Raw genomic sequence first — 25,345 nt, forward strand, 5'->3', positions numbered from 1 at the left:
GGCCTCAAGATCGCCGAAGGCCTTCGGCCTTATCGCAGCCTGCGGCAGCGGCTACAGAGTGGCAGCCTTCACCCTATTCAAAGGTGCAGATATGACTACGACACGACTGACCATGGCCCAGGCCCTGGTGAAATTCCTCGACAACCAGTACGTCGAGGTCGATGGGGTGCAGAGCAAGTTCGTCGCCGGGATCTTCACCATCTTCGGCCACGGCAACGTGCTCGGCCTCGGCCAGGCCCTGGAGCAGGACAGCGGCGAACTGCTGGTGCATCAGGGTCGCAACGAGCAGGGCATGGCCCACGCCGCCACCGGCTTCGCCAAGCAGCACCTGCGGCGCAAGATCTACGCCTGCACTTCGTCGGTGGGGCCGGGCGCGGCGAACATGCTGACGGCCGCGGCGACCGCCACCGCCAACCGCATTCCCTTGTTGCTGCTGCCCGGCGATGTCTACGCCAGCCGCCAGCCCGACCCGGTGCTGCAACAGATCGAGCAGTTCCACGACCTGAGCATCAGCACCAACGATGCCTTCAAGGCCGTGAGCAAATACTGGGACCGCATCAACCGCCCCGAGCAACTGATGACTGCGGCGATCCACGCCATGCGCGTGCTCACCGACCCGGCGGAAACCGGCGCGGTGACCCTGGCCTTGCCCCAGGACGTGCAGGCCGAGGCCTACGATTACCCGGATTACTTCCTGCAAAAACGCGTGCACCGCATCGAGCGCCGGCCGGCCACCACGGCCATGCTCGAGGATGCCGTGGCGGTCCTCAAAGGCAAGCGCAAGCCGCTGATCATCTGCGGCGGCGGGGTCAAGTACTCCGGGGCCAACGAGGCACTGCTGGCCTTCGCCGAAAGTTTCGGCATTCCCTTCACCGAAACCCAGGCCGGCAAGAGCGCGGTGGTTTCCAGCCATCCGCTGAACCTCGGCGGCATCGGCGAGACCGGTTGCCTGGCGGCCAACCTGCTGGCGAAAGAGGCGGACCTGATCATCGGCATCGGCACCCGCTACAGCGATTTCACCACCGCCTCGAAGTCGCTGTTCCGCGCCGATGCGCAGTTTCTCAACCTGAATATCAGCCCCTGCGATGCCCTGAAACTCGACGGCGTGCAACTGCTGGCGGATGCCCGGGAAGGCCTGGATGGGTTGGCCGAGGCCCTGGCGCGCAGCGACTACCAGGCCGCCTGGGGCGACCAGATCAGCCAGGCGCGGGCGCAGCTGGACGCGGAGGTGGACCGGGTCTACCAGGTCGAATACCACGCCGAGGGTTTTGTCCCGGAGATTAACGACCACCTGGACCCGGCGGTGCTGCGCGAGTTCATTGAGCTGACCGGTTCCTGCCTGACCCAGAGTCGGGTGCTGGGGGTGCTCAACCAGACCCTGGCCGACGACGCGGTGATCGTCGCCGCCGCCGGCAGCCTGCCCGGCGACCTGCAACGCAGCTGGCGCAGCAAGGGGGTCAACACCTACCACGTCGAGTACGGCTATTCCTGCATGGGCTACGAGGTCAACGCGGCCCTGGGGGTCAAGCTCGCCGAACCGCAGCGCGAGGTCTACGCGCTGGTGGGCGACGGCTCCTACCTGATGCTGCATTCAGAGCTGGCCACCTCGATCCAGGAGCGGCGCAAGATCAACGTGGTGCTGCTGGACAACATGACCTTTGGCTGCATCAACAACCTGCAGATGGAACACGGCATGGACAGCTTCGGCACCGAGTTCCGCTTCCGCAACCCCGAAACCGGCAAGCTCGACGGCGCCTTCGTGCCGGTGGATTTCGCCATGAGCGCGGCGGCCTATGGCTGCAAGACCTACAAGGTGAGGACCGTGGAAGAGCTGCGGGCGGCCCTGGCCGATGCGCGGACCCAGAGCGTGTCGACCCTGATCGATATCAAGGTCCTGCCCAAGACCATGATCCACAAGTACCTGTCCTGGTGGCGGGTCGGGGTGGCGCAGGTGTCCACCAGCGCCCGTACCGACGCAGTGGCCAGACAACTCAACGAACGCCTGGCCAAGGCCCGGCAGTACTGATTGCTCTCAAACGAACAACAACAGGAGTAGCACCATGTCTTTGAAACTGGGCGTCATCGGTACCGGGGCCATCGGCCAGGACCATATCCGTCGTTGCAGCCAGACCCTGCTGGGCAGCCAGGTGGTGGCGGTCACCGATATCAACCTGGAGCAGGCGGCGAAGGTGGTGGCCGAACTGAGGATTGCCGCCGAGGTGTATCCCGATGGCCATGCGCTGATCAAGGCGCCGGAGGTCGAGGCGGTGCTGGTCACCTCCTGGGGGCCGAGCCATGAGGAATTCGTGCTGGCCGCCATCGCCGCCGGCAAGCCGGTGTTCTGCGAGAAGCCGCTGGCGGTGACCGCCGCCGGCTGCCACAAGATAGTCGAGGCCGAGATGGCCCACGGCAAGCGCCTGGTCCAGGTGGGCTTCATGCGCCCCTACGATGCCGGCTACCGCGCGCTGAAGGCGGTGATCGACAGCGGCCAGATCGGCGAGCCGCTGATGCTGCATTGCGCCCACCGCAACCCGCGGGTCGGCGAGAACTACAAGACCGACATGGCGATCACCGACACCCTGATCCATGAGCTGGACGTGCTGCGCTGGCTGCTGGCCGACGACTACGTGTCGGTGCAGGTGGTGTTCCCGCGCAAGTCGAGCAAGGCCCTGGCCCATCTGAAAGACCCGCAGGTGGTGCTGCTGGAAACCGCCAAGGGCACGCGCATCGACGTCGAGGTCTTCGTCAACTGCCAGTACGGCTATGACATCCAGTGCGAAGTGGTGGGCGAGACCGGCATCGCCCGGTTGCCGGAGCCGTCCCAGGTGCAGCTGCGCAGCGAGGCCAAGCTGTCCAACGCGATCCTGATGGACTGGAAGGACCGCTTTATCGCCGCCTATGACGTCGAGCTGCAGGCCTTTATCGACGGTGTGCGAGCGGGGCAGGTGGGCGGTCCTTCGGCCTGGGACGGCTATGCCGCGGCGGTGGCCGCCGATGCCTGCATCGAGGCGCAGAACAGCGGGCAGATCGTCAAGGTCGCGCAGCCGCCGCGCCCGGCGTTCTATGGCTGACCTTCTTCTGCATCTTCTGTAGCCGCTGCCGAAGGCTGCGATAAGGCCGCAGGCCTTCAGCGATCTTGAGGCCCTACGCGCCCTTCGGTCGCGATCGCAGCCTGCGGCAGCAGCTACAGGCCAACACTTCAGATTCGGGGAGAACACTAAAATGCGCATTGCACTGGACCCCTACATGTATCGCCACCTGCCGCTGGGCAAGATGACCGACAAGGCCGCCGAGCTGGGGTATCAATACATCGAGCTGTCGCCCCGCGAGGACTTCATGCCGTTCTACAAGGCGCCCCGGGTCGACCGGGCGCGGATCAAGGCGTTTCGCAAGGCCCTGAGCGACAGCGGCGTGCAGCTCTCTTCGCTGTTGCCGATGTACCACTGGGCCGCCGCCGACGAAGGCTTGCGCGTGGCGGCGGTGCGCAACTGGAAGCGGGCGATCCAGATCGCCGTGGAAATGGACTGCGAGCTGGTCAACACCGAATTCACCGGCCAGTCGGACAACCCGCTGGTGTGCGAGAACCAGTTCATGCGCTCCATGGACGAGTTGATCCCGGAGTTCGAGCGCGAGGGCATCAGGCTCGATATCCAGGCCCACCCCTATGATTTCTGCGAACGCAACAACGAGTCGGTGGACATCATCCGCGGCTTGGACCGGGACTGGATCAACTACCTGTACGCGGCGCCGCATACCTTCTTTTACGACGACGGCAAGGGCGACATCGTTTCGATGCTCAAGTACGCGGGCAGCAAACTCAGCCACCTGATCATCGCCGACACCTACAACCACAAGGCGTCTTCGAGCCTGCGCTATATCGTCAACCCACCGGGCGTCACCGCCACCGTGCACCAGCACCTGGACATCGGCCAGGGCGAAGTGGACTGGACGGCGTTCTTCGATACCTTGCGCGAGATCCAGTTCGATGGCATCGCCACGGTCTCGGTGTTCGCCTGGGAAGACCGCCCGGACGAATCCAACCGGATGATGCTGGAACGGGTCAGCAGCGAGCTGTGCCGCTGACACAAGACCTGTAGCCGCTGGCGCAGCCTGCGATCGAGGACAGCGTCCTCGTAAAACCTGGCGGCGCGGATCGAACTGAAAGACCGCAGGTGCCGTGATTGCGACCACTGCGTGGTCGATCGCAGGCTGCGCCAGCGGCTACAGCGGCTACAGCAGTACAACGGGTTCTATATAAGGAGGGCTTTGCGATGCGCATTGGTTTGGTGGGTTACGGCCATGGCGGCCGACATTTTCACGCACCGCTGATCGCCAGCCTGCCCGGCGCGACCTTTGTCGGGGTGGTCACCCGCTCGGCCGAGCGCCGGCAACTGCTGGCGGCGGAGCATCCCGGGGTGGGGGCCTTCGACAGCATCGAGCAACTGGTCGCGGCCGGGGTCGACGGGCTGGTGATTTCCACCCCGCTGGAGGGCCGCGCGGCGCTGGTGCTGGAAACCATCGAGCGCGGTATCCCGGTGGTCAGCGACAAACCTTTCGCCATCGACCTCGAACAGGCCAAGGCGCTGATCGAGATCGCCGAGAACCGCCAAGTGCCGCTGAGCGTGTACATGAACCGGCGCTGGGACTCGGACTTCCTCACCCTGCGCAAGCTGATCGACAGCGGCACCCTGGGCAGCGTCAGCCGCTTCGAGTCGCGGGTCGAGCGCTATGTGCCGCAGGCCGTGGGCAATGCCAGTGGCGGCGGGTTCCTGCGCGACCTTGGCAGCCATCTGGTGGACCAGGCCTTGCAGCTGTTCGGCCCGGTGACCCGGGTCTATGCCGAGTTGCAGTACGCCGCCCAGGCGCCGACCTGCGACTACGGATTTTTCCTCGCCCTGAGCCATGCGGGCGGCGTGGTTTCACATTTGTCCGGTAGTTGTCTGCAGAACTGCCAGGGACCGCGGTTCCGGGTCAGCGGTTCGGCCGGCAGTTATACGGTCGAGGGCCTGGATGGCCAGGAGCAGGCGCTGGTCGCCGGCCTGTCGCCACAAACCGAGGGCGAGCGCTGGGGCGTCGAGGAACACCGGCGCTGGGGCTGGTTCGAGCAGGGCGAGATTCGTGAGCGGATAGCCTCCGAGCGAGGCGACTGGTTGCAGTTCTATAAACGCTGGCAGGCGGCGCTGCAAGGGCAGGGGCCGCTGCCGGTGACGCCGGCCGAGGCCCTGGCCACCACCCGCGTGCTGGACGCCGCGCGCCTGAGCTGGCGCCAGCGCCAGGTGGTGGAAATGGCCGATTTCCGGTTGCAGAATGAATTTGGAATAAAATTCTAAAATGAGTTGATATAGAAATTATTTTCCAATAAAGTCGTTTCCAGGTTGCCGACTAGCAGGGTTCTCGCACCGATCTCAAGCCCGCCTTGAGCCGAGTGGAACCCGCCAACAAAAACAACAGGTACCGTCGATGAAAACCTTCAGTTCCGCTTTGCACCTGCTTCGTCGCGCATTCTTGCGCCGCCGTCCGCTGTCTCGCCAAATATCCCGGCCTGCCGCCATCGTCCAGTCCCTGGTCCGCCTGCTTTGCGTCGAACGCAAGGGCGCGCTGGTGTGCTGCATGCCCGGCGCGCCGATCGTGCGTCTGCCTCACTGAGTGGTTTCTGCGCCTTATCCATAAAACCTACAAGAATGTGGAGAAAGACCTTTCATGAAGACCAAGACCCGTTTTGCCACGCTCGCCCTGTCCCTGTTGCTGGGCAGCGGCTCGGCGTTCGCCGACCTGAAGATCGGCGTGAGCATGTCGCAGTTCGACGACACCTGGCTGACCTACCTGCGCGAATCCATGGACCAGAAAGCCAAGTCCCTGCCGGATGGCGTCACGCTGCAGTTCGAGGACGCCCGGGCCGACGTGGTCAAGCAACTGAGCCAGGTGGAAAGCTTTATCAGCCAGAAGGTCGACGCCATCGTGGTCAACCCGGTGGACACCGCGGCGACCCGCAAGATCACCGAGGCGGCGGTCAAGGCCGGGATTCCGCTGGTCTACGTCAACCGTCGTCCGGACGACTTGAACCTGCCCAAGGGCGTGGTCACCGTGGCCTCCAACGACCTGGAGGCCGGGCAGATGCAGATGCAGTACCTGGCCGACAAGATGGGCGGCAAGGGCGAGGTGGTGATCCTGCTGGGCGACCTGGCGAACAACTCCACCACCAACCGCACCAAGGGCGTCAAGGAAGTGCTGGCCAAGTACCCGGGGATCAAGGTCGAGCAGGAGCAGACCGGGATCTGGCTGCGGGACAAGGCCATGACCCTGGTCAACGACTGGCTGACCCAGGGCCGCAAGTTCGACGCGGTGGTGGCCAACAATGATGAGATGGCCATCGGCGCCGCCATGGCGCTGAAACAGGCCGGGGTGGAGAAGGGCAGCGTATTGATCGCCGGTGTCGACGGTACGCCCGACGGCCTGCGCGCGGTGCAGAAGGGCGACCTGGCGGTCTCGGTGTTCCAGGATGCCAAGGGCCAGGCCGACGGCTCGATCGACACCGCGGTGAAGATGGCCAGGCACGAGCCGGTGGAACAGGCGGTGTGGGTGCCTTATCGCCTGATCACCCCGGAAAACGTCGCCCAGTTCAAATAGGCCCGGTTCAAAAAAGCCTGGTTCAAGAAAGCTCGCCCGTTCCACAACAACAATAAGCCGGCGGGGTGGCCCAGTTGCCCCGCGGATGGAGTACCTGATCATGTTCGCTTCAGCGACTGCTTCGAGCATCCCGGCGGCGGCCGTGCCGCCCGCCGCCCAGTCCGGGCAAGAGCCCTATCTGCTGGAAGTCATCAACGTCAGCAAGGGCTTTCCCGGTGTTGTCGCCCTGTCCGATGTGCAACTGCGGGTGCGTCCCGGCACGGTGCTGGCGCTGATGGGGGAGAACGGCGCGGGCAAGTCGACCCTGATGAAAATCATCGCCGGGATCTACCAGCCGGACGCCGGCGAGCTGCGGCTCAAGGGCCAGCGGGTGAATTTCGAGACGCCGCTGGCGGCCTTGCAGGCGGGGATCGCGATGATCCACCAGGAACTCAACCTGATGCCGCACATGAGCATCGCCGAGAACATCTGGATCGGCCGCGAGCAGCTCAACGGCCTGCACATGATCGATCACCGCGAGATGCACCGCTGCACCGCGCTGTTGCTGGAACGCCTGCGCATCAACCTCGACCCCGAGGAACAGGTGGGCAACCTGAGCATCGCCGAGCGGCAGATGGTGGAGATCGCCAAGGCGGTGTCCTACGACTCCGACATCCTGATCATGGACGAACCGACTTCGGCCATTACCGAGAAAGAGGTGGCGCACCTGTTCTCGATCATCGCCGACCTCAAGGCCCAGGGTAAGGGCATCATCTATATCACTCACAAGATGAACGAAGTGTTCGCCATCGCCGATGAAGTGGCGGTGTTCCGCGACGGCGCCTACATCGGTCTGCAACGGGCCGACAGCATGGACGGCGACAGCCTGATCTCGATGATGGTCGGCCGCGAACTCAGCCAGCTGTTCCCGGTGCGCGAGAAGCCCATAGGCAATCTGCTGATGTCGGTGCGCGACCTGCGCCTGGACGGGGTGTTCGAGGGCGTGTCCTTCGACCTGCACGCCGGGGAGATTCTCGGCATCGCCGGGCTGATGGGTTCGGGCCGCACCAACGTGGCCGAGACGATTTTCGGCATCACCCCCAGCGACGGCGGCGAGATCCGCCTCGACGGCCAGCCGGTGCGCATCAGCGACCCGCACATGGCCATCGAGAAGGGCTTTGCCCTGCTGACCGAGGACCGCAAGCTCAGCGGCCTGTTTCCCTGCCTGTCGGTCCTGGAAAACATGGAGATGGCGGTGCTGCCGCACTATGCCGGCAACGGCTTCATCCAGCAGAAGGCCCTGCGCGCCCTGTGCGAGGACATGTGCAAGAAGCTGCGGGTCAAGACCCCGTCCCTGGAGCAGTGCATCGACACCCTGTCCGGCGGCAACCAGCAGAAGGCCTTGCTCGCCCGCTGGCTGATGACCAACCCGCGGCTGCTGATCCTCGACGAACCGACCCGTGGCATCGACGTCGGCGCCAAGGCCGAGATCTACCGGCTGATCGCCTACCTCGCCGGCGAAGGCATGGCGGTGATCATGATCTCTTCGGAGCTGCCGGAAGTGCTGGGCATGAGCGACCGGGTGATGGTCATGCACGAGGGCGAGCTGATGGGCACCCTCGACCACGGCGAAGCGACCCAGGAGAAGGTCATGCAACTGGCTTCCGGGATGTCCCTGGTCCACTAGCCGGCAAACGTATCAAGGCCATCGGCGAGCTGTGTTCGCCGCCGGCCATACAAGAAGAAGGTGAAGGCTTATGAACGCGATACTGGAAAACAAACCCGCGGCGGCGCCAGCCAGAACGCGCCGGCGCCTGCCCACCGAACTGAGCATCTTCCTGGTGCTGATCGGCATCGGCCTGGTGTTCGAACTGTTCGGCTGGATAGTGCGCGACCAGAGCTTCCTGATGAACTCCCAGCGCCTGGTGCTGATGATTCTGCAGGTGTCGATCATCGGCCTGCTGGCCATCGGCGTGACCCAGGTGATCATCACCACCGGCATCGACCTGTCGTCCGGCTCGGTGCTGGCGCTGTCGGCGATGATCGCCGCCAGCCTGGCGCAGACCTCGGATTTCACCCGCGCGGTGTTCCCGTCGCTGACCGACCTGCCGGTGTGGATACCGGTGGTAGCCGGGCTGGGGGTAGGGCTGCTGGCGGGGGCGATCAACGGAAGTATCATCGCGATGACCGGCATCCCGCCCTTTATCGCCACCCTCGGCATGATGGTCTCGGCGCGCGGCCTGGCGCGTTACTACACCGAAGGCCAGCCGATCAGCATGCTCTCGGATTCCTACACGGCCATCGGCCACGGTGCGATGCCGGTGATCATCTTCCTGGTGGTGGCGGTGATCTTCCATATCGCCCTGCGCTACACCAAGTACGGCAAGTACACCTACGCCATCGGCGGCAACATGCAGGCGGCGCGGACCTCGGGGATCAACGTCAAGCGCCACCTGGTGATCGTCTACAGCATCGCCGGGCTGCTGGCGGGGCTGGCCGGGGTGGTGGCCTCGGCGCGGGCGGCGACCGGGCAGGCGGGCATGGGCATGTCCTATGAGCTGGACGCGATCGCCGCGGCGGTGATCGGCGGCACCAGCCTGGCCGGCGGCGTGGGGCGCATCACCGGCACCGTGATCGGCGCGCTGATCCTCGGGGTGATGGCCAGCGGTTTCACCTTCGTCGGTGTCGATGCCTACATCCAGGACATCATCAAGGGCCTGATCATCGTGGTGGCGGTGGTCATCGACCAGTACCGCAACAAGCGCAAGCTCAAGCGCTGATTTTTCTTCTGTAGGAGCGAGCGGGCGGCGATCCGACTTGCCCGCGATGGCGTACTGACTGATACACCGCTATCGCGAGCAAGCTTCGCTCCTACAGAAGCGTCAGGCGCGCCATACTCCACGGCAGCGTCAGGCCTTTTTCGGGCCTGCCGCTGCCGTTTGTCTTCTAAAAGACCCCGGTCGATGGAATTTCTTGTTATAAACGCACTCCGATAACCGCCGCCAAAGCCAGCCCTGGCGGGCTTTCAGGGCTTGTCGGACAAATTCGATGTCATTTCAGTTGCTGAGGCCTCAAACGGGCCTTAGACTGCCGCCCCTCGTAAATTGAGTGCCGGGTGGCGCTTGGAATGTACGGCGCCTTTCCGATGCCCCGAAAGGGGGCACGGAAAACAGCTTTAATTCGCCTTAATGCACGTATTTTTTATAGAGAAATCAATGACAAAGGAAAAGTTGCTGGCCATGCCGGCGGATGACTACATGAACGCCGAGCAGCTGGCTTTTTTCACTGAGCTGTTGCAGGCCATGAAGGTCGAAACCCACGAGCGCATCGAACAGAACCGAATCGCCATTGAGAGCCTGGACACCCCGGCCGACCCTGCCGACGCGGCTTCCGTAGAGGAAGAGCGGACCTGGCTGGTCAACGCTATCGACCGCGACCAGCGCATGCTGCCGCAGCTGGAGCAGGCCCTGGGCCGTATCGGCGACGACAGCTTCGGCTGGTGCGACGACAGCGGCGAGCCGATCGGCCTGAAACGCCTGCTGATCAGCCCGACCACCAAGTACTGCATCGAAGCTCAGGAACGTCACGAGCAGATCGACAAGCACCAGCGTCAGGCCTGATCGCCAAGACTTCTCCCCTCGCGGGCAAGCCCCATCCCAAGGTCGCCACTGCACCTGGGATGGCGGGCTTGCCCGCGAGTCGTTTATGGGCGCCCTGAAAGCCCCCGCGCATTTCTATTGATCTGCTGCAAACCTGCGACTAATGGACCATGGATAATGGCTTTTTAGTGGCGTTCAATGCAGAGCAAATAATTAGAAAAACGTGGGGTAATCCAGATGACGCAAGACGGATCTTTGTCGGCTGCCACTGCGCAACCGCTGCCAACAGCCCAAGCCACCCGGCGCTGGCGGGGGCCAGCCCTGCAAAGCAGCGCCTTGCTGCTGGTGTTGTATGCCCTGTCCCAGGGGCTGCTTTCCTTCTACCTTGCCGTGCCGCTGATGCTGCTGATCGTCTGGCTGCCGCGCCTGGTCGCGACCAAGGCCGTGACGCCGGCCAGCAATGTCGACAACGGCGAGATCGCCGCGCTGACTCGCGACCTGTCCTACAGCACCAGCCATAACGCGCTGTCGGCCGCCGGCGTGGCCTATTCGGTCCGGCAACTGGCCGGGCGGGTGCAGTCGCAACTGGACTCGGCGGCGCGCATCGTCAGCAGCGCCGAGGCGATGATCCACACCGAGCAACTGGCCGCGCAGCTCAGCCAGCAGGCCCTGAGCGCCGCCAGCGAAGCCCATCGCAGCAGCGCCGAAGGCAGCGCGGTGCTGGGCGAATCCATCACCCGCATGCACCGCCTCAGCCAAAGCGCCAACGACAGCCGTGAACTGATCGAAGCCTTGAGCCAGCGCAGCGAAGACATCCAGCGGGTGGCGCTGGTGATCCAGTCGATCGCCAGCCAGACCAACCTGCTGGCGCTGAATGCCGCCATCGAGGCGGCGCGGGCCGGGGAGCATGGGCGCGGGTTCGCCGTGGTGGCCGATGAGGTGCGCGGCCTGGCCGGGCGCACGGCCACCGCCACCGACGAGGTCGGGGTAATGGTCGGCGATATCCAGCAGCGCACGGCCCAGGTGGTGGAGCAGATCCGCCAGCTGTCCAGCGACCTGAACACCGGGGTGGAGCAGGTCGAGTCCACCGGCCAGCACTTGCAGAACATCGCCCGGCTGGCGGCCGGGGTGGAAAGCCAGGTCGGCGAGATCGCCCGCGGCGCCGAGACCAATCGCCAGCAACTGGACAGCCTGTTCCATGCCGTGGAGCAGGTGCGCGGCGACCTGGCGGTGAGCGACCAGCAGACCCGCAGCCTGGCCGAGGCGGCGGTGCAGATGGAAGGGCAGACGGAAATTATCAGCGAGCGCCTGGCGGCGGTCGGCCTGGATGACTATCACCAGCGCATCTACGACCTGGCCCAGGAAGGCGCCCGACGCATCGCCGAGCAGTTCGAGGCGGACCTGGACGCCAGCCGCATCAGCTTCGACGACCTGTTCGACCGCAGCTACCAGCCAATCGCCAATACCCAGCCGGTGAAATACCAGACCCGCTTCGACCGTTACGCCGATCAGGTGCTGCCAGCGATCCAGGAACCGTTGCTGGCGCGGCACGAAGGCCTGGTGTTCGCCATCGCCTGCACGCCCCAGGGCTATGTGCCGACCCACAACAAGGTGTTCTCGCAGCCGCTGACCGGCGACCCGCAGGTAGATACCCTGCACAACCGCACCAAGCGCAAGTTCGAGGACCGCACCGGCATCCGCTGCGGCAGCCACCAGCAGCCACTGTTGCTGCAAACCTACACCCGCGATACCGGCGAGCTGATGCACGATTTGTCGGTGCCAATCAGGGTCAAGGGCCGGCATTGGGGCGGCCTGCGCCTGGGCTACAAACCGGAGCAGGCCGTCGAGGCCGCGCGCGGCTGAGCCCGAACGGGCCGGTCATTGTTACCGGCCCTGCAACGAAGCTGTGCAAGAGATGGCTTTTTCCCAGCATGGGAACTCATTAGCATGAGCGACATTGTTAGCTGGCTAACTAGTTACCAGGAGAAGTCCTCATGCAAAGCAAAGTCGATGTCGCAGTGATGATTGGTAGCGGTGTACCGGCCACCTTTCGCGCGGTCGGGCTGAATGTGTGCTGGGTCGTGCTGGTCAATGGCGAGCGCCGCGGCGCGCCGTTCGCCAGCCGGGAGGAGGCCGTGGAATGCCAGGCGTCCTGGCTGGCCCAGCTGGCGCGGGACAAGGCCGGACACCCAGTGTTCAGCCGTTCGGCCTAACGGCGCTGATGCAGGCGCAGGTTGAGCTCGTCGACTACCCGCGCCCAATCGGCGTCCTCGCGTAATTCTTCCTTGAGAAAGGCCGCCTGCTGGGGCGTCCAGAAGTCGGCATCGATCATCCGCACGTCCGCGGGCAGCGGCGAATGTCGGGCGATGAAGGCGTCGATGGCGCCTGGGCTGGAGTCCAGGCCGAGTTGGTCGAACAGCCCTTTGAGGTCGTGGGTCGGTGAGTCCATGTTGATCTCCTTCGCTTGGCAATCCGGGCGTTGTCTTGTATCTGAGGCGCCGGGCAACCAGGCGTTCGATCGGCTTGGCGGGCGCTCAGACCTCGCTGCCGATCACCGCGCTTTCGGCCTGGAACAGCGCCACCTGGGCCATCGACAAGGCGCTGCTGGCGGCCTGCGCCTGGGCCCGGGCGGCGGACAATGCCTGCATGTGCGCATCGGTGGCGCGATGCCGGGCGGCGCTTTGCACCATCGCCAGGCGCTCGTTGGCCTTGCGCAGCCGTTGCTGCAATTGCTCGATCTGTTTGCGCAGCAGCCTGATGCGCTTCTTTTTCGCTTCGAGCACGCCGTCGGGAGCGGCATTGCTCGCCCGGGTGATCGCGGTGCGCAGGTCCAACGGATCGCTCGCCGGGCTTTCGCTGCCCGCCGCGCCTGGCAGGGCGAACTCGGCCAGGGACGGGAGGCGGGCAGGTGGGGTGAGGTCGATCATCATGGCGCTCTTTATCGGAAGGCTCGCCAATATGTCGGTCGGGCGCGGCAATCCTTTATCGCCGTTCAGAGGTTCAGGGCGCCCTGGTCGACGGCCTGCTTGAGTGCGCGGGCGGCTTCCTTGGCGGCAGCTTCGGCCAGTTCCGCGGTCTTGAACCAGCGGTCCTTCTCCACCTGGTGGCAGCGCACGGTGCGCAGCGGTGGCTTGGCGCGCATCACGATCACGGCCTGGAACTCACCCTCGACATCCCGGGCCTCGCCATGAATGAAAAACTCGCCTATATCGAATTCCGTCACGTCCGACTTTCCCCTGGAAAATATGCTGGTGAAGCTGGCCGGTGGCTGGCTTCAAGGTCGCGGCAGTATGGCAGTTGTTGCCCGTCGATGGCTGAGTTAAGTCATGCAAGTGGCTGGCCGGCACGGTGAAAGAGATTTTTTCAGCGATTTGCTAACGCATGGGTTGCTCTGAATACATAAAGTTGCTCTAGAATTGCCCCGGCAGTCAGAGATTGATGTTTACCTGCAGCACTCCCGTCCCATTAAGGGTGACGAAAGGATCGTGAGGTTTTCCGATCGACAGTGAGGGCGCAGCTTTCTCGGCGGGTCGGAACCACTTCTTCTGCGCTTGATGCGGGCCAAACGGTCCGGTAGTCCTTCCGGTTGTCCTGGGGAGGGGCGCACCGGTGTTTGCGTCTATGCGTTGGCGGGTGGTGCTTTTTCGGATTGTTTTCATGTGGAGTCACGGCGCCGGTTCGGCCGCCTTTTTCTGCTGTCCGTCGTTTACGCGGGCAGAGTCATTTTCAGTTTCGGGGATCTTTCCTTGGCAGTCAGTAATCTTGATATGCACGCGTTGTTCGTCCTGGGCGACTTGCGCGCAAAGTTGGTCAAACAGTTCCAGTCACGTTTCGTCTACATCACCGAACAGACGCCGGAAGGCATTTACGTCGCCGAAATCGACACCGAGACGGCGCTGGTCGTGGACGACAAGCCACGCCTGGAACTCAAGGTCGGCGATCATTTCCGCGCGGCGGTCCTGCCCAGCCGTGAAGGCGGCAAGTTCGAAATCCGTTTTCGCGAAATCAAGCTGACCGTCTACGGCCTGGGCGAATACGCCTTTGTCAGCACCGCCGACGGCCACGCCATCCTGTTCAAGGAAGGCCACAGCGTAGTGACGGTATTTGCCGCCAACCAGCAGTTGCAGGAAGGCCTGACCAAGACCCTGAAAGCCGTGACCGGCAAGGCCGCCAAATGGCGCAAGGGTGAACTGGTGAGCTTCAAGGCCAGCGAGTGAGCCGCACCGAATTCCACCAGCAGCATCTTGCGCGCGCCCGCGCCGAGGCCCAGCGCCTGTTCGAACGCAAGGCCGTGCTGCAAGGCGCCTGGCTGGCCTGGGTGGCCTCGCAGCTGTATGTCCTGAAGCCTGCGGCATACGCCAGCATGGTGCGCCGCGAGTTGCAGCGCCTGCAGGAGCAGGGCGAAAACTGAAGTCCCCTTGAAAGCAGGAACCTCTACTACAGTCAGATGACTCAATTAGTCAGAGGCTTGCGGTCCCAAACCGCGAGACCATCCTGCAACGCTGTGAACGGCAAAAGGGGCACAGGCATGAAACGACTGCGGACACTGCTGGGCGGCGCGCTGCTCGGCCTGGGTATTTTGCTGGCGCCCGCCGGCGCTTGGGCGGCACCGGCGCCGATCCACTTCGCCGACCTGAACTGGGAAAGCGGCAGCCTGATCACCGATATCCTGCGCACCATCGTCGAGAAGGGCTACGACCTGCCGACCGATACCTTGCCGGGCACCACCATCACCCTGGAAACCGCACTGGCCAACAACGATATCCAGGTCATCGGCGAAGAATGGGCCGGACGCAGCCCGGTGTGGGTCAAGGCCGAGGCCGAGGGCAAGGTGGCGGCCCTGGGCGACACGGTGAAGGGCGCGACCGAAGGCTGGTGGGTGCCGGAGTACGTGGTCAAGGGCGACCCGGCCAAGGGCATCAAGCCGCTGGCGCCGGGCCTGCGCAGCGTCACCGACCTTGCGCGCTACAAGGATGTGTTCAAGGATCCGGAAAGCCCGGGCAAGGGACGTTTTCTCAACAGCCCCATCGGCTGGACCTCGGAAGTGGTGAACAAGCAGAAGCTCAAGGCCTATGGCCTGACCGACAGCTATGTGAATTTCCGCAGCGGTTCCGGCGCGGCGCTGGACGCCGAGATCACTTCATCGATCCGTCGCGGCCAGCCGGTCCTGTTCTACTACTGGTCGCCGACCCCGTTGCTCGGCCGCTTCAAGCTGATCCAGCTGGAAGAGCCGCCGTTCGACGCCGAGGCCTGGAAAACCCTGACCGATCCCGAGCACCCCAACCCACGTCCCACGCGTTCGCTGGCCTCGAAGCTGTCGATTGGCGTGTCCACGCCGTTCCAGAAGCAGTACCCGCAGATCGCCGAGTTCTTCAGCAAGGTCGATTTGCCGATCGAACCGCTGAACAAGGCCCTGGCGGAGATGAGCGAGAAGCACACGCCACCCCGGGAAGCTGCGCAGGCCTTTCTCAAGGCGCATCCGCAGGTATGGCGGGCGTGGCTGCCCGAGGATGTGGCGGACAAGGTCAGCGCCAGTCTCGACTGAGACGCTGTGGTGAGGATGAGATCGCTATCGCGGGCAAGCTCCGCTCCTACAGCAGCATGCAGTCTTCTGTAGGAGCGAGCGGGCGGCGATCCGTCTTGCCCGCGATGCTTCTAGAAGCGGCTCTGCACCGCCAGTTCGAAGGTCCGCGGCGTGCCCAGGTAGTAAGCCGGCGAGACATGGGCGAACTCGGCGTAGACCTCGTTGGTCAGGTTGCGCACCCGCCCGGTGATCGAAGTGTGGCTGTCGAGCTTGTAGGTGAGGAAGGTGCCGTACAGGGTGTAGGACGGCACGGTCAGGGTGTTGGCCGTGTCGGCGTACACCGACGCCACATAACGCGCGTCGACCCCGGTCTGCCACTGCGGCGCCAGGTCATAGGTCAGCCACAGGTTGCCGACCCGGTCCGGCACGTTGGTCGGGGTATTGCCCTTGCGTGACACCACCACGCCCGCGGCGTTCTTCTCGGTGAACTCGTCGTACTGCGCATCGACCCAGGCGAAGTTGCCCTCGAGCAGCAGCTTCGGGGTGACCCGCAGCGAGCTGGCCAGCTCGATGCCCTTGGAGGTCTGCTGGCCCACCGGGATGCTCAAGATCGGGTCCAGCGGGTCGGTCACCGCGAAGTCCTTGCGCTCGATACGGTAGGCCGCCAGGGTCGCCGAGCCGCGGCCGTCCAGGTAATCGAACTTGCTGCCCACTTCCCATTGCTTGCCCGTGGAGACATCGAAGTCCTGGGTGCTGTTGTTGGGCTGCTCGGCGGCGGTGCTGTACTGCAAGTAGACGTTGGCGCTGGGCAGGAACTGGTAGGTCAGGCCGACTCGGCCGGTGACCGGTTCCCAACGGCGCTTGAGGTGCCGGGGATTGCTCGCCGTCACCTGGCGATGGTTGGTCACGTCCAGGTCGATGTCGTCGTAGCGCAGGCCGGTGAGCAGCGCCAGCTGGTCGGTCAGGGCCAGGCGATTCTCGACGAACAGCGCCTTGGTGGTGACCTCGTTGGTCTTATCGCTGACAAAGCCCTGGCGAGTGCCCGGCAGGTCGTAGAAATGCCCCGGCTGGTAGTCGTTCGGGTCGACGCTGTTGGCCGCCTTGACGTTCAGCGGCGAGTTGGTGGTGCGGTTGACCTTGTACTCGAAGCCACCGGACCAGGTGCTGTCCAGGCCGAAGATCGAGGTATCGTGGCGCAGCTCGAACTGGTTGCCGTTCTGCTCGCCCTGGTGCCGCACCTGATAGGCCGTGGAGCGGTTCACCGCGCTGTTGTCGGCGTTGTACTGGTAGGTCTCCAGGTTGCGGTAGTCGCGCTGGCTGTCCAGGTGATAGAGGGTGTTGCGCAGGCTGGTGCTGTCGTTGATCCGGTAGTCGACGATCGAGCGCACCCAGATCGTGCGCTGCTCGTAGCGGCCGTCCTCGACGTTGTAGTTGTTGAAGCGGTTGTGCTTGTCGATCTTCAGCTCGCCGGCCTTGGGGTTGAGCACCGGGGTGCCCCAGTACGGGCTGTCCTCGTGTTCGTCCTGGTATTCCACGGCCAGGGTGTGGGACAGGTTCGGCGTCAGGTCGCTGAGCAGGGAAAACGCCAGGCTCCAGGCATCGCGCTCCTGGCGGTCGATGTAGCCGTTGCTGGTGTTGTGGCTGACGTCGAGGCGGGCGTAGTGCTGCACCTCGTCGCCGGCTTCACTGAGGGCGTGGTTGAGGCCGAAGGCGGTTTCCGTGGTGTCGTAGCTGCCGTAGCTGACCCGGCCCTCGATGGCCCGTTCCTGGCGGTCGGCCAGCTTGGTCACGTAGTTCAGCGAACCGCCCACGGAGCCGGCGCCGTTGACCTGCGAGGACGGGCCGCCGAGCAGCTCGACCCGGTCATAGATCCACGCGTCCACCGGCCGTGCCAGGCCGCTGGACACGTTGATGCCGTTGAACATCTGGGTGATCTGGCTGTTGGTGAAACCACGGTAGGAGACGAAGCCGCCGAACCCCGGCGGGGCGCTGGCATTGACCCCGGGCAGGCTGTTGGCGGCGTCCTGGAAGTTCTGCGCACCGCGCCGCTCGATGTCGTTGCGGTTGGCCACCGCCACCGAGGCCGGGGTTTCGCGCAGGCTCAGGCCCAGGCGCGAGGCCATGCCGCTGGACTGATCGAGGGCCAGACCGGGTTCGACGGGCTGCTCGCCGTCGATGGTGATCGGTGCCAGGTCGACGCTGGATTGCGCCCAGGCGCTGACGGACAGGCAGCCGCACAGGCTGGCCAGCAGGGGAATGTGTTTCATCGGTAGATCCTGAATTCTTGGCTAGGAAGCAGCCCACGGACAAACACCGTGGGTCAGGGCACGGGGCGGGCTGATGACAGGGGCAGAAGACTCAGGCGAAGGCGGGCGGCGCGCGCGGGTGGGCCGCGGGCCAGGTGAAGCGGGTGGGGATGTCAGCGGTGGCGCGGGGCGCCAGCGGCGGGCTGTGGTGCTGCGGCAGGATCGCCAGGGTCAGGCTGGAGTTGAACGCCGGGCCCATGCCGCCGGTGGAGCACAGCGGGCAACCGAAGGCCTTGGACAGGGTCGGTAGCGATTCGTCGGCAGGGTTGGAGGAGGCCGGCGCCTGGGTACGCGGGTCCACCGTACAGAACTGGCCGCCGATTCCGTTGAGCTGCTGGCCGACCATTTGCCCGTGGCCGATGCTGCAGGCGAACACGTTGAACAGGACACAGCAATAGAGCATCCAGGCAACGAGCGAGCGATCGGTTCGGGCGAGTTTCATGGGGCGGCACTTTACCATCGCAGGCGACGAACGTACTTACAAAAACGCGCGAGCGGGTCCATTCTTCAGCAACATTTTTTGCCATGGATGTTTGCATATGAATGTTTTGATCGCGCAATGGATGGCGGGAGCCTTCCTGCTGATCAGCCTGATCCACCTGTACTGGGCCGCCGGTGGCAAGCGCGGCAGCGACGTGGCGATTCCCCAGGTGCCGGGCAGGAGGCCGGGCGAGCTGGAGCCGGCGTTCAAGCCCTCGGGGTTCGCCACCTTGCTGGTGGCGGTGGGCTTGCTGCTGATTGCGATGCTGGTGTGCCTGCGGGTGGGCCTGTACCTGCCGACGGTGAGCCACCCGGCGCTGCAATGGGTGATCAGCGCGATGGCCTTGCTGATGTTCGCCCGGGCCATCGGCGACTCGAACCTGGTGGGGTTCTTCAAGGAAGTCAGCGAGTCCAGGTTCGCCCGGCTGGACACCTTGTTCTATTCACCGCTGTGCGTGGTGCTGGGGGCGGGGTTGCTGGTGGTGGCCTGGAGCTGAGCAAAAGCATCGCGGGCAAGTCGGATCGCCGCCCGCTTCTACAGAAGCACACAAATCTTCTTCTGTAGGAGCGAGGCTTGCCCGCGATAGCGTTGGTCCAGGCGCTGAAGAACTCAGCCGCCGCTTTCGCGACGCCGGCTACTGACCTCCGCCGGCACATCGTCGCCGGCCATGCGCTTGCGGAACAGCGCCGCCCGCGCCAGCAGCAGGGTGGTCACCGGCACGGTGATCGACAGCAGGATCGGAATCAGCCAGGCGTGCAGCACCGGCGCGGATTTCATCCCCGAGAAATACAGGATCGACGCCAGGGCCACGCACCAGGCGCCCAGGGTCGAGGCCAGGGCCGGTGGGTGCATGCGCTGGAAGTAGCCCTTCATGCGCAGCATGCCGATAGCGCCGATCAGGGCGAAGGCGCTGCTGAGCACCAGCAGGATCGCCACCGGTATCTCGATCCACCACGACAGTTCACTGACGGCATTCATTCGATCACCTCGCCACGCAGGAGGAATTTGGCCAGGGCGAAGGAGCCGACGAAGCCGAACAGGGCGATCAGCAGCGCCGCCTCGAAGTAGGTGTCGCTGGCATAACGGATGCCCAGCACCAGCATCATCAGCATCGCCAGGATGTACAGGTAATCCAGGGCCAGGACCCGGTCCTGGGCCGAGGGGCCCTTGAACAGCCGGACCAGGGTCAGGACCATGGCCACGGAGAACAGGAACAGGCTGAACAGGATCGCGTTCGTGAGCAGGGCACTCATTCGAAGATCTCCATCAACGGACGCTCGTAGGTCGTCTTGAAGTGCTGGATGAAAGCCGCTTCGTCGTCCAGGTCGAACACATGCAGCAGCAGGACGCTGCGGTCCAGGGACAGCTCGGACCACACCGTGCCCGGCACCACCGTGGTGATGGTCGAGAGCGCGGCCAGGCCGTTGGCGTCGCGCAGGTCCAGGGGGATCTTGACGAAGCGCGAGCGCGGCGGGCGGCGCCCGGCGTTGAGCACGCCCCAGGCCACGGCCAGGTTCGACAGCAGCACATCGCGGCCGACCAGCAGGAACAGGCGCAGGATGGTCGCGGGGCGGCGGATGCGGATCGGCAGCGGGCGCAACGGCCGCATCATCAACGGCGCGCAGAAGCCCAGGAGCGCGCCGAGCAGCAGGTTGCCGGGGCTGACGGACAGGTTCAGCACCAGCCACAGCAACCACAGCGCCAGCGACAACCAGGGCGCGGGGAACAGGCGCTTCATGGCTGCACCTCCGGCAACGCCGCCTGGGCCTCGGGGCTGGGGATCGCCCGGGTGCCGAGCACGGCCATCACATATTGCTGCGGGTCGTTGAGGCTGTCGGCGGCGGCCTGGGTAAAGCGCAGCAGCGGCTCGGCCTTGACGGTCAGCAGCATGCACAACCCGAGCAGGGCAATGATCGGCACGCACTCGAAGCGCCGCAACAATGGCGACGGCCGTTCTTCCGGGGTCCAGAAGCGCTGGATGCCCAGGCGTGAAAAGGCGATCAGCGACGCCAGGCCGGAGAGGATCAGCAAGGCCAGCAGGCCCCAGGCGGCGCCGGACAGCGGCGTATCGCTGGCCTGGCCCAGCCCGGCCGGGTTGAGCAGGGCGCCGATCAGGCTCAGCTTGCCGATGAAACCCGACAGCGGCGGCATGCCGATGATCAGCAGCGCGCAGGCGATGAAGCTCAGGCCGAGGAAGGCCATGGTCCAGGGAATCACCTGGCCGACCACGGCTTTGCGCTCGTCGTCGAGGTTGGTGCCCGGTGGCGGTTGCAGCGACTCCAGGGGCCGGGGCAGGGTTTCGGCCTCGTCGTCCAGGGGGATTTCGTTGGCCGAGCGCGAGCGTTCGATCAGCTCCGCCAGGAGGAACAGCGCGCTCAGGGCCAGGGTCGAGCTGACCAGGTAGAACAGCGCGCCGGCGATCAGCCTGGGCTGGGCGAAGCCGATCGCCGCCAGGAGGATCCCGGCCGAGACCAGGATGCTCAGGCTGGCCATGCGTTCCAGGCGCTGCGCGGCGAGGATCGCCAGGGCCGCGCAGACGATGGTCGCCATGCCGCCGTAGATCAGCCAGTCGCCGCCGAAGTAGGCCGAGGCCCCGGCCTGGCCGGAGAACAGCAGGGTCCACAGGCGCAGCAGGGTGTAGACGCCGACCTTGGTCATGATCGCGAACATCGCCGCCACCGGCGCGCTGGCCGCGGAGTAGGCCGGCACCAGCCAGAAGTTCAGCGGCCAGATGCCGGCCTTGGCCAGGAACGCGGTGGCGAGGATCGCCGCGCCGGCGTGCAGCAGGCCGCGGTCGGCTTCCGGCACCAGCGGGATCTTCAGCGCCAGGTCGGCCATGTTCAGGGTGCCGGTGACGCCGTAGATCAGCGCCGCGCCGATCAGGAACAGCGACGAGGCCAGCAGGTTGATCGCCACGTAGTGCAGGCCGGCGGACACCCGCGCGCGGCCCGAACCGTGGAGCATCAGGCCGTAGGAGGCGGCCAGCAGCACTTCGAAGAACACGAACAGGTTGAACAGGTCGGCGGTCAGGAAGGCGCCGTACAGGCCCATCAACTGGATCTGGAACAGCGCGTGGAAGCTGGCTCCGGCGCGGTCCCAGCGGGCCATGGCGAACAGCAGGGCGCTGACGCCGATGATCCCGGTGAGCACCAGCATCAGCGCCGACAGGCGATCGACCACCAGTACGATGCCGAACGGCACCTGCCAGTTGCCCGGCAGGTACACGCCGACGGAGCCGGGCACGCCGGTCTGCTGGGTCCAGTACAGCAACAGCACGGAGATGCCCAGGCCGAGCATGCTGGAGAACAGGTTGATCCTGGCTTTGAGCGGGCGATGTTTCTCGCCGAGCATCAGCATCACCGCGGCGGTCAGCAGCGGCAGCAGGATAGGCGCGACGATCAGGTGCGGCATCAGGCTCATTCCTTGGGCTCCCGGCCATCCACATGGTCGGTGCCGGTCAGGCCCCTGGACGCCAGCAGCACCACCAGGAACAGCGCGGTCATGGCGAAGCTGATGACGATCGCCGTGAGCACCAGCGCCTGGGGCAGCGGGTCGGTGTAGTGCAGCAGGTCCTGGGGCACGCCGTCCTTGATGATCGGCTCCTTGCCGATGAACAGGCTGCCCATGCTGAAGATGAACAGGTTGACCCCGTAGGACAGCAGGCACAGGCCCATCACCACCTGGAAGGTCCGTGGCCGCAGCACCAGCCAGACGCCGGAGGCCGCCAGCACACCAATGGCGATTGCAATGACTTCTTCCATCAGGCGGTGGCTCCTGTCTTGGCAAGGGATTTGGACGGGCTCGGCTTGTGCGCCCGCACCGACTGGTGCGCCAGCGCGGTGAGGATCAGCAGGGTCGAGCCGACCACCACGGCATACACGCCGATGTCGAAGAACAGCGCGCTGGCGATATGGATATCACCCAGCAGCGGCAGGTCCAGGTGCAGGGTGTGGGTGGTCAGGAACGGGTAGCCGAACGCCAGGGCGCCGAGCCCGGTCAGGGTGGCGAACAGCAGGCCGGTGCCCATCCAGCGCAGCGGCCGCAGGCTCATCTGGGCCTCGACCCACTGGGTGCCGGCGACCATGTATTGCAGGATGAACGCCACCGACATCACCAGGCCGGCGACGAAACCGCCGCCCGGCAGGTTGTGGCCGCGCATGAACAGGTAGAACGACACCACCAGGGCGATCGGCAGCAGCAGGCGCACCAGTACCGCCGGCACCATCATGAAGCCCAGGGCGGTGTCGCTGGCATGGCGCGGGTTGACCAGGTCGGTGACCACGTCGGGCGCCAGCAGGCGCTGCTGGGCTGGCAGCTGCATGCTTTCCTTCGGTGGGCGGAAGCGCCGCAGCAGGGCGAACACGGTCAGGGCCACGGCCGCCAGCACGGTGATCTCGCCCAGGGTGTCGAAGCCGCGGAAGTCCACCAGCATCACGTTCACCACATTGCTGCCACCGCCTTCCGGCAGGGCGCGGCTGAGGTAGAACGAGGAAATGTCGTTGGGGGTCTGGCGGGTCAGCATGGCGTAGGACAGCACGGCCATGCCCAGGCCGACGGCGATCGACAGCAGCAGGTCGCGCAGGCGGCGGGCACGGGCCTTGGGCACGCTGCTCGGCAGCGGCGAAACATCCTCGATCCGCCGTGGCAGCCAGCGCAGGCCGAGCAGGATCAGCACCGTGGTCACCACTTCCACCACCAGTTGGGTCAGGGCCAGGTCGGGCGCGGAGAACCAGACGAAGGTCACGCAGGTCATCAGCCCGCAGACGCTGACCATGGTCAGGGCCGCCAGGCGGTGGTACTTGGCTTGCCAGGCGGCGCCCAGGGCGCAGGCGATGGCCAGCAGCCAGAGGGTGACGAAGACGATGGAGCCCGGGATCTTCGGCCGGTCGCCCCAGCTCAGGCTGCTGTAGAGCATCGGGATCAGGCCGGCCAGCACCGCCACCAGCACCAGCAGGAACAGCTGGGTTTGCAGGCGCAGGGTGCTGATCCGCCGCTCCAGGCGCCGGGCCAGGCGCATCATGCTCACCAGGCTGCGCTCGAACAGGCGCTTGCCGTTGAAGCGGCCAATGAGCGGCGGGTAGGCGAAGTGGCCGCGCACCAGCGGGGCACGCAGCAGCAGGTAGAGCACGATGCCGCCGGACATGGCGATCAGGCTCATGATGATCGGTGCATTCAGGCCGTGCCAGATCGCCAGGCTGTACTCCGGCAGGGTGCCGCCGACCACCGGCTGGGCGGCCGCGGCCAGCAGCGGGCCGACCATCTGCGCCGGGAAGATCCCCACCAGCAGGCAGGTGAACACCAGCAGTTCCACCGGCGCGCGCATCCAGCGTGGTGGCTCGTGGGGCGTGTGCGGCAGGTCTTCGGCCGGCTTGCCGAAGAACACATCCACGGTGAAGCGCAGGGAGTAGGCGACGCTGAAGGTCCCGGCGATGGTGGCGATCACCGGCAGGGCGGCCTCGACCCAGGCGGTGGAATTGATGAACACCGTTTCGGCGAAGAACATCTCTTTCGACAGGAAACCGTTGAGCAGCGGCACGCCGGCCATGGAGGCGCTGGCGACCATGGCCAGGGTAGCGGTGAACGGCATCAGCTTGATCAGGCCGTTGAGCTTGCGGATGTCACGGGTGCCGCTTTCGTGGTCGATGATGCCGGCGGCCATGAACAGCGAGGCCTTGAAGGTGGCGTGGTTGAGGATATGGAACACCGCGGCCACCGCGGCCAGCGGGCTGTTCAGGCCCAGCAGCAGGGTGATCAGGCCCAGGTGGCTGATGGTCGAGTAGGCCAGCAGGCCCTTGAGGTCGTTCTGGAACATTGCGCAGTAGGCGCCCAGCACCAGGGTCGCGGCGCCGGCGCCGCCAACGATCCAGAACCATTCTTCGCTGCCGGACAGCGACGGCCAGAGGCGGGCGAGGAGGAAGACCCCGGCCTTGACCATGGTCGCCGAGTGCAGGTAGGCCGAGACCGGTGTCGGCGCGGCCATGGCGTGGGGCAGCCAGAAGTGGAAGGGGAACTGCGCGCTTTTGCTGAGGGCGCCGATCAGGATCAGGGGCAGGAGGATGGGGTAGAGGGCATGGGCTCGGATGAGATCTCCGGCAGCCAGGACCTGGTCCAGGTCGTAGCTGCCGACCACATGGCCGAGCAGCATGACCCCCGCCAGCAGGCACAGGCCCCCCGCGCCGGTGACCATCAGCGCCATGTAGGCGCCGCGCCGGGCATCGGAGCGGTGGTGCCAGTAGCCGATCAACAGGAAGGAGAACAGGCTGGTCAGTTCCCAGAAGAACACGATCTGGATCAGGTTGCCGGAAATCACCAGGCCGAGCATGGCGCCCATGAAGGCCAGGAAAAACGCGAAGAAGCGCGGCACCGGGTCTTCCGGCGACATGTAGTAGCGCGCGTACAGCGACACCAGAGTACCGATGGCCAGTACCAGCATGGAGAACAGCCAGGCGAAACCGTCCATGCGCAGGACGAAGTTCAGGCCGAGGCTGGGCAGCCAGTTGAACTCTTCACGGATCACGCCGCCATGGGCGATCTGCGGGTACATCGAGGCCACCGCCACGGTACCGGCCAAGGCGACCAGGCCTGCCAGCAGGGACTCGGTGTTACGCGCGTTGTGCGGTAGCAGGGTCGCCAGACAGCTGCCGATAAAAGGCAGAAGCAGTAGAACTATCAGGGACATAGGCTTCTAATCTGCGGGAAATTGTGATGCATCATACGTGCCGACTCTGTGATCACCAACCTTGAAGCTGTGGCAGGATCCTACAAAACCCCTTCGGCCAGCATTCAAGACCGGGGACAAAAAGCCGGCTGGCGCCAAAGTCATGGCAGT

General features: G+C 65.0%; 26 protein-coding genes. 15 read left to right on the forward strand and 11 right to left on the reverse strand.

All coding sequences use genetic code 11. The annotated features are described in order from the left end of the window. The first annotated feature begins 91 nt into the window (after positions 1-91). The 11 genes from iolD to H0I86_RS12675 all read left to right on the forward strand — a co-directional run bounded on the left by iolD (position 92) and on the right by H0I86_RS12675 (position 12,418). Positions 92-2,026 (forward strand): 3D-(3,5/4)-trihydroxycyclohexane-1,2-dione acylhydrolase (decyclizing), encoded by a 1,935-nt coding sequence (gene iolD, locus H0I86_RS12625; protein ID WP_180925265.1) that lies wholly within the window; start codon positions 92-94, stop codon positions 2,024-2,026. A 34-nt stretch (positions 2,027-2,060) separates the two neighbouring features. Next, on the forward strand, positions 2,061-3,071 hold the full coding sequence (gene iolG, locus H0I86_RS12630; RefSeq protein ID WP_180925266.1) for a bifunctional inositol 2-dehydrogenase/D-chiro-inositol 1-dehydrogenase: 1,011 nt from the start codon (positions 2,061-2,063) through the stop codon (positions 3,069-3,071). Between the two features lie 151 nt (positions 3,072-3,222). Continuing rightward, entirely contained in the window at positions 3,223-4,083 is an 861-nt protein-coding gene (locus H0I86_RS12635) for a sugar phosphate isomerase/epimerase family protein (RefSeq protein WP_180925267.1), read from the forward strand. Positions 4,084-4,271: 188 nt separating this feature from the next. Further along, positions 4,272-5,330, forward strand: a complete 1,059-nt coding sequence (locus H0I86_RS12640) for a Gfo/Idh/MocA family protein (RefSeq protein ID WP_180925268.1) — start codon at positions 4,272-4,274, stop codon at positions 5,328-5,330. A gap of 130 nt (positions 5,331-5,460) precedes the next feature. Continuing rightward, positions 5,461-5,646 carry a hypothetical protein gene (locus H0I86_RS12645; RefSeq protein WP_180925269.1) on the forward strand — a complete coding sequence of 62 codons (186 nt, stop codon included), beginning with the start codon at positions 5,461-5,463 and terminating at the stop codon, positions 5,644-5,646. A gap of 54 nt (positions 5,647-5,700) precedes the next feature. After that, positions 5,701-6,627, forward strand: coding sequence for a sugar ABC transporter substrate-binding protein (locus H0I86_RS12650; RefSeq protein WP_009048473.1), 927 nt, complete (start codon positions 5,701-5,703; stop codon positions 6,625-6,627). 100 nt (positions 6,628-6,727) lie between these two features. Continuing rightward, entirely contained in the window at positions 6,728-8,293 is a 1,566-nt protein-coding gene (locus H0I86_RS12655) for a sugar ABC transporter ATP-binding protein (protein ID WP_180925270.1), read from the forward strand. 70 nt (positions 8,294-8,363) lie between these two features. Next, positions 8,364-9,386 carry an ABC transporter permease gene (locus H0I86_RS12660; protein ID WP_023968959.1) on the forward strand — a complete coding sequence of 341 codons (1,023 nt, stop codon included), beginning with the start codon at positions 8,364-8,366 and terminating at the stop codon, positions 9,384-9,386. Between the two features lie 435 nt (positions 9,387-9,821). Continuing rightward, positions 9,822-10,226 (forward strand): TraR/DksA family transcriptional regulator, encoded by a 405-nt coding sequence (locus tag H0I86_RS12665; protein ID WP_007923643.1) that lies wholly within the window; start codon positions 9,822-9,824, stop codon positions 10,224-10,226. Positions 10,227-10,829: 603 nt separating this feature from the next. Next, the gene (locus tag H0I86_RS12670; protein WP_373369427.1) at positions 10,830-12,068 is read left to right on the forward strand and encodes a methyl-accepting chemotaxis protein; all 1,239 of its coding nucleotides are present in this window, start codon (positions 10,830-10,832) and stop codon (positions 12,066-12,068) included. Positions 12,069-12,199: 131 nt separating this feature from the next. After that, on the forward strand, positions 12,200-12,418 hold the full coding sequence (locus H0I86_RS12675; RefSeq protein ID WP_180925272.1) for a hypothetical protein: 219 nt from the start codon (positions 12,200-12,202) through the stop codon (positions 12,416-12,418). Here the strand turns inward: H0I86_RS12675 and H0I86_RS12680 are convergent. The 3 genes from H0I86_RS12680 to H0I86_RS12690 form a co-directional block, all read right to left on the reverse strand. Continuing rightward, complete coding sequence (locus H0I86_RS12680; RefSeq protein ID WP_124350635.1) at positions 12,415-12,654, reverse strand: DUF2789 domain-containing protein; 240 nt, start codon at positions 12,652-12,654, stop codon at positions 12,415-12,417. The two genes, H0I86_RS12675 and H0I86_RS12680, sit on opposite strands and share 4 nt — an antisense overlap. Positions 12,655-12,739: 85 nt before the next feature. Next, the gene (locus tag H0I86_RS12685; protein ID WP_180925273.1) at positions 12,740-13,132 is read right to left on the reverse strand and encodes a hypothetical protein; all 393 of its coding nucleotides are present in this window, start codon (positions 13,130-13,132) and stop codon (positions 12,740-12,742) included. A 65-nt stretch (positions 13,133-13,197) separates the two neighbouring features. After that, positions 13,198-13,428: a hypothetical protein gene (locus H0I86_RS12690; protein ID WP_009043392.1), complete on the reverse strand. Its 231-nt coding sequence runs from the start codon at positions 13,426-13,428 to the stop codon at positions 13,198-13,200. Positions 13,429-13,972: 544 nt separating this feature from the next. Here H0I86_RS12690 and H0I86_RS12695 point away from each other — a divergent pair. The 3 genes from H0I86_RS12695 (at position 13,973) to H0I86_RS12705 (ending at position 15,750) form a co-directional block, all read left to right on the forward strand. Then, positions 13,973-14,422 carry a hypothetical protein gene (locus tag H0I86_RS12695; protein WP_031286381.1) on the forward strand — a complete coding sequence of 150 codons (450 nt, stop codon included), beginning with the start codon at positions 13,973-13,975 and terminating at the stop codon, positions 14,420-14,422. Continuing rightward, positions 14,419-14,616 carry a hypothetical protein gene (locus H0I86_RS12700; RefSeq protein ID WP_180925274.1) on the forward strand — a complete coding sequence of 66 codons (198 nt, stop codon included), beginning with the start codon at positions 14,419-14,421 and terminating at the stop codon, positions 14,614-14,616. The genes H0I86_RS12695 and H0I86_RS12700 overlap by 4 nt, the downstream gene beginning before the upstream one ends. A 117-nt stretch (positions 14,617-14,733) precedes the next feature. Continuing rightward, on the forward strand, positions 14,734-15,750 hold the full coding sequence (locus H0I86_RS12705) for an ABC transporter substrate-binding protein (protein WP_180925275.1): 1,017 nt from the start codon (positions 14,734-14,736) through the stop codon (positions 15,748-15,750). A gap of 110 nt (positions 15,751-15,860) precedes the next feature. Here the strand turns inward: H0I86_RS12705 and H0I86_RS12710 are convergent, their stop codons facing one another. Beyond that, entirely contained in the window at positions 15,861-17,996 is a 2,136-nt protein-coding gene (locus tag H0I86_RS12710) for a TonB-dependent receptor (RefSeq protein WP_180925276.1), read from the reverse strand. 91 nt (positions 17,997-18,087) lie between these two features. Further along, entirely contained in the window at positions 18,088-18,477 is a 390-nt protein-coding gene (locus H0I86_RS12715) for a DUF2946 domain-containing protein (protein ID WP_180925277.1), read from the reverse strand. A 97-nt stretch (positions 18,478-18,574) separates the two neighbouring features. On the opposite strand from H0I86_RS12715, the gene H0I86_RS12720 reads away from it, so the two are divergent. Then, on the forward strand, positions 18,575-19,012 hold the full coding sequence (locus H0I86_RS12720; protein WP_180925278.1) for a DUF3995 domain-containing protein: 438 nt from the start codon (positions 18,575-18,577) through the stop codon (positions 19,010-19,012). Positions 19,013-19,125: 113 nt separating this feature from the next. Here the strand turns inward: H0I86_RS12720 and H0I86_RS12725 are convergent, their stop codons facing one another. Genes H0I86_RS12725 through H0I86_RS12750 form a run of 6 tightly spaced genes read right to left on the reverse strand, consistent with a single transcriptional unit; the run spans position 19,126 to position 25,195 of the window. After that, positions 19,126-19,494 (reverse strand): Na+/H+ antiporter subunit G, encoded by a 369-nt coding sequence (locus H0I86_RS12725; RefSeq protein ID WP_180925279.1) that lies wholly within the window; start codon positions 19,492-19,494, stop codon positions 19,126-19,128. Further along, positions 19,491-19,769 carry a K+/H+ antiporter subunit F gene (locus H0I86_RS12730; protein ID WP_007932799.1) on the reverse strand — a complete coding sequence of 93 codons (279 nt, stop codon included), beginning with the start codon at positions 19,767-19,769 and terminating at the stop codon, positions 19,491-19,493. The genes H0I86_RS12725 and H0I86_RS12730 overlap by 4 nt, the downstream gene beginning before the upstream one ends. Further along, the gene (locus tag H0I86_RS12735) at positions 19,766-20,254 is read right to left on the reverse strand and encodes a Na+/H+ antiporter subunit E (RefSeq protein WP_180925280.1); all 489 of its coding nucleotides are present in this window, start codon (positions 20,252-20,254) and stop codon (positions 19,766-19,768) included. The genes H0I86_RS12730 and H0I86_RS12735 overlap by 4 nt, the downstream gene beginning before the upstream one ends. Then, positions 20,251-21,936: a monovalent cation/H+ antiporter subunit D gene (locus H0I86_RS12740; protein ID WP_180925281.1), complete on the reverse strand. Its 1,686-nt coding sequence runs from the start codon at positions 21,934-21,936 to the stop codon at positions 20,251-20,253. The genes H0I86_RS12735 and H0I86_RS12740 overlap by 4 nt, the downstream gene beginning before the upstream one ends. Beyond that, the gene (locus H0I86_RS12745) at positions 21,933-22,277 is read right to left on the reverse strand and encodes a Na+/H+ antiporter subunit C (RefSeq protein ID WP_003202835.1); all 345 of its coding nucleotides are present in this window, start codon (positions 22,275-22,277) and stop codon (positions 21,933-21,935) included. The genes H0I86_RS12740 and H0I86_RS12745 overlap by 4 nt, the downstream gene beginning before the upstream one ends. Then, positions 22,277-25,195 (reverse strand): monovalent cation/H+ antiporter subunit A, encoded by a 2,919-nt coding sequence (locus tag H0I86_RS12750; RefSeq protein WP_180925282.1) that lies wholly within the window; start codon positions 25,193-25,195, stop codon positions 22,277-22,279. Before H0I86_RS12750 ends, H0I86_RS12745 begins: the two co-directional genes overlap by 1 nt. Positions 25,196-25,345 lie beyond the last annotated feature (150 nt).

The organism is Pseudomonas chlororaphis subsp. aurantiaca, assembly GCF_013466605.1.
GTDB lineage: Bacteria > Pseudomonadota > Gammaproteobacteria > Pseudomonadales > Pseudomonadaceae > Aquipseudomonas > Aquipseudomonas chlororaphis_I.

Excerpts from the sequence above, each read along its gene's own strand:
- iolD (WP_180925265.1), top strand. The coding sequence starts at position 92 with ATGACTACGACACGACTGACCATGGCCCAGGCCCTGGTGAAATTCCTC.
- iolG (WP_180925266.1), top strand. The coding sequence starts at position 2,061 with ATGTCTTTGAAACTGGGCGTCATCGGTACCGGGGCCATCGGCCAGGAC.
- H0I86_RS12635 (WP_180925267.1), top strand. The coding sequence starts at position 3,223 with ATGCGCATTGCACTGGACCCCTACATGTATCGCCACCTGCCGCTGGGC.
- H0I86_RS12640 (WP_180925268.1), top strand. The coding sequence starts at position 4,272 with ATGCGCATTGGTTTGGTGGGTTACGGCCATGGCGGCCGACATTTTCAC.
- H0I86_RS12645 (WP_180925269.1), top strand. The coding sequence starts at position 5,461 with ATGAAAACCTTCAGTTCCGCTTTGCACCTGCTTCGTCGCGCATTCTTG.
- H0I86_RS12650 (WP_009048473.1), top strand. The coding sequence starts at position 5,701 with ATGAAGACCAAGACCCGTTTTGCCACGCTCGCCCTGTCCCTGTTGCTG.
- H0I86_RS12655 (WP_180925270.1), top strand. The coding sequence starts at position 6,728 with ATGTTCGCTTCAGCGACTGCTTCGAGCATCCCGGCGGCGGCCGTGCCG.
- H0I86_RS12660 (WP_023968959.1), top strand. The coding sequence starts at position 8,364 with ATGAACGCGATACTGGAAAACAAACCCGCGGCGGCGCCAGCCAGAACG.
- H0I86_RS12665 (WP_007923643.1), top strand. The coding sequence starts at position 9,822 with ATGACAAAGGAAAAGTTGCTGGCCATGCCGGCGGATGACTACATGAAC.
- H0I86_RS12670 (WP_373369427.1), top strand. The coding sequence starts at position 10,830 with ATGATCCACACCGAGCAACTGGCCGCGCAGCTCAGCCAGCAGGCCCTG.
- H0I86_RS12675 (WP_180925272.1), top strand. The coding sequence starts at position 12,200 with ATGCAAAGCAAAGTCGATGTCGCAGTGATGATTGGTAGCGGTGTACCG.
- H0I86_RS12680 (WP_124350635.1), bottom strand. The coding sequence starts at position 12,654 with ATGGACTCACCGACCCACGACCTCAAAGGGCTGTTCGACCAACTCGGC.
- H0I86_RS12685 (WP_180925273.1), bottom strand. The coding sequence starts at position 13,132 with ATGATCGACCTCACCCCACCTGCCCGCCTCCCGTCCCTGGCCGAGTTC.
- H0I86_RS12695 (WP_031286381.1), top strand. The coding sequence starts at position 13,973 with ATGCACGCGTTGTTCGTCCTGGGCGACTTGCGCGCAAAGTTGGTCAAA.
- H0I86_RS12705 (WP_180925275.1), top strand. The coding sequence starts at position 14,734 with ATGAAACGACTGCGGACACTGCTGGGCGGCGCGCTGCTCGGCCTGGGT.
- H0I86_RS12710 (WP_180925276.1), bottom strand. The coding sequence starts at position 17,996 with ATGAAACACATTCCCCTGCTGGCCAGCCTGTGCGGCTGCCTGTCCGTC.
- H0I86_RS12715 (WP_180925277.1), bottom strand. The coding sequence starts at position 18,477 with ATGAAACTCGCCCGAACCGATCGCTCGCTCGTTGCCTGGATGCTCTAT.
- H0I86_RS12720 (WP_180925278.1), top strand. The coding sequence starts at position 18,575 with ATGAATGTTTTGATCGCGCAATGGATGGCGGGAGCCTTCCTGCTGATC.
- H0I86_RS12725 (WP_180925279.1), bottom strand. The coding sequence starts at position 19,494 with ATGAATGCCGTCAGTGAACTGTCGTGGTGGATCGAGATACCGGTGGCG.
- H0I86_RS12730 (WP_007932799.1), bottom strand. The coding sequence starts at position 19,769 with ATGAGTGCCCTGCTCACGAACGCGATCCTGTTCAGCCTGTTCCTGTTC.
- H0I86_RS12735 (WP_180925280.1), bottom strand. The coding sequence starts at position 20,254 with ATGAAGCGCCTGTTCCCCGCGCCCTGGTTGTCGCTGGCGCTGTGGTTG.
- H0I86_RS12740 (WP_180925281.1), bottom strand. The coding sequence starts at position 21,936 with ATGAGCCTGATGCCGCACCTGATCGTCGCGCCTATCCTGCTGCCGCTG.
- H0I86_RS12745 (WP_003202835.1), bottom strand. The coding sequence starts at position 22,277 with ATGGAAGAAGTCATTGCAATCGCCATTGGTGTGCTGGCGGCCTCCGGC.
- H0I86_RS12750 (WP_180925282.1), bottom strand. The coding sequence starts at position 25,195 with ATGTCCCTGATAGTTCTACTGCTTCTGCCTTTTATCGGCAGCTGTCTG.